This is a genomic window from Streptacidiphilus sp. MAP12-33 (genome assembly GCF_041261265.1).
Classification (GTDB): Bacteria; Actinomycetota; Actinomycetes; order Streptomycetales; family Streptomycetaceae; genus Streptacidiphilus.
This window is the reverse complement of the sequence record NZ_JBGCCA010000081.1, coordinates 1-2,084: the sequence shown is the minus strand read 5'-3', so window position 1 is coordinate 2,084 and position 2,084 is coordinate 1. Positions and strand designations below refer to the sequence as shown.

Here is a 2,084-nt window from a genome sequence, read left to right as displayed (position 1 = left end):
CTGATCTCCGGTACGCCCAGCGCGGCGGGCACCTCCAGCGTGACGGTGACCGCCTCCTCCGGTACCGCGTCCGGCTCGACCTCCTTCACCTGGACGGTCAACGCGAGCGGCGGGTCCGGGGCGCTGGCCAACGGCGGTTTCGAGAGCGGCAGCCTGAGCCCGTGGACCTGCCAGTCCGGTAGCTCCGTGGTGAGCAGCCCGGTGCACTCCGGTAGCTACGCGGCGCTGGTCGCCCCGTCCAGCTCCACCACCGGCGAGTGCGACCAGACCGTCACCCTCCTGCCCAACCACAGCTACACGCTGACCGGCTGGGTACTGGGCCCGTACGCCTACATCGGCGTCAACGGCGGTGCGACGGCCAGCACCTGGTCCAGCACCACCAGCTGGAACAAGCTGACGGTTCCGTTCACCACCGGCGCCAGCGGCACGGTGACCGTCTACGTCCACGGCTGGTACGGACAGGGGAACGTCAACGCCGACGACTTCGCTGTGAACTGAGGTCGTTCAGGGGCGGGTCATCCGCAGCACGTCCAGAGCCTGGTCGAGCTGCTCCTCGGTGATCCGCCCCGCCGCCACATGACCGCGTTCGAGCACGACCTGGCGGATCGTCTTGCGCTCCGCCAGGGCCTGCTTCGCGATTTTCGCGGCCTCCTCGTAGCCGAGGTACCGGTTCAGCGGGGTGACGATCGAGGGGGACGACTCCGCGTACTCGCGCAGCCGCTCCACGTTGGCCGTCACCCCGTCCACGGTCCGGTCCGCCAGCAGCCGGGCGACGTTGGCCAGCAGGCGCACCGACTCCAGCACGTTGCGGGCCAGCACCGGCAGCATCACGTTCAGCTCGAAGCTGCCGCTCGCGCCGGCCAGGGTGACGGTCGCGTCATTGCCGATGACCTGGGCGGCGACCATCAGTGTCGCCTCCGGGATCACCGGGTTGACCTTGCCCGGCATGATCGACGAACCCGGCTGCAGGTCCGGCAGGTTGATCTCGCCCAGACCCGTGCACGGCCCGGAGCCCATCCAGCGCAGATCATTGGAGATCTTGGTGAACCCGACCGCGATCGTGCGCAGCTGACCACTCAGCTCCACCAGGCCGTCACGGGCGCCCTGCGCCTCGAAGTGGTCACGTGCCTCGGTCAGCGGCAGCCCGGTGGCGTGGGCCACCTCGGAGATCACCGCAGCGGAGAAGCCGGGCGGGGTGTTGATCCCCGTCCCCACGGCCGTTCCGCCGAGCGGCAGTTCGGCCACCCGCGGCAGCGTCGCCCGGAGCCGCTCCACACCGCCGCGGACCTGCGCGGCGTAGCCGCCGAACTCCTGGCCCAAGGTCACCGGCGTGGCGTCCATCAGGTGGGTTCGGCCCGACTTGACGACCGTCGCGAACTCCTCGGCCTTGCGCGCGAGCGCGTCCGCGAGGTGGTTCAGGGCCGGGATCAGGTCGTGCGTCACGGCGGCCGTGGCCGCGATGTGGATCGAGCTCGGGAAGACGTCGTTCGACGACTGGCTCGCGTTGACGTGGTCGTTCGGATGGACCGGCCGACCGAGCCGCTCGGTGGCGAGCGTCGCGACGACCTCGTTCACGTTCATGTTGGAGGAGGTGCCGGACCCGGTCTGGAACACGTCGATCGGGAACTGGTCGTCCCACTGCCCGGCGACGACCTCCTTGGCCGCGCTGCGGATCGCCGTGGCGGTCTCCTGGTCCAGCACGCCGAGCTTCGCGTTCACCTTCGCCGCGGCGGCCTTGACCTGCGCCAGCGCCGCGATGTGGGCGCGCTCCAGGCGCTGCCCGGAGATGGGGAAGTTCTCCACCGCGCGCTGCGTCTGCGCGCCCCACTTGGCCTCGGCGGGGACACGCACCTCGCCCATCGAGTCGTGCTCGATCCGGTAGTTCTCCATAACCCGATCAGCGTCCCAGGGCGGGAGTGTGTTCCCGCCCCGGACACGCCGCCGGGTCTTGGCTCAGCCCTTCGGGCCGACCGGGCTCGTCACATACCCGGCTCAGCCCTTCGGGCCGACCGGGCTCGTCACATACCCGGCTCAGCCCTTCGGGCCGACCGGGCTCGTCACATACCCGGCTCAGCCCTTCGGGC

At 70.4% G+C, this 2,084-nt stretch carries 2 protein-coding genes; one reads left to right on the top strand and one right to left on the bottom strand.

The window, feature by feature from the left end; all coding sequences use genetic code 11:
- On the top strand, window positions 1–498 hold a 498-nt coding region (locus tag ABH931_RS39610; RefSeq protein WP_370124842.1), incomplete at its 5' end, for a carbohydrate binding domain-containing protein.
- A gap of 6 nt (window positions 499–504) precedes the next feature.
- Here ABH931_RS39610 and ABH931_RS39605 read toward each other — a convergent pair.
- Window positions 505–1,890 (bottom strand): class II fumarate hydratase, encoded by a 1,386-nt coding sequence (locus ABH931_RS39605; protein ID WP_370124840.1) that lies wholly within the window; start codon window positions 1,888–1,890, stop codon window positions 505–507.
- Window positions 1,891–2,084 lie beyond the last annotated feature (194 nt).

Coding starts and splice junctions, on each gene's coding strand:
- ABH931_RS39605 (WP_370124840.1), bottom strand. CDS start 1,890: ATGGAGAACTACCGGATCGAGCACGACTCGATGGGCGAGGTGCGTGTC.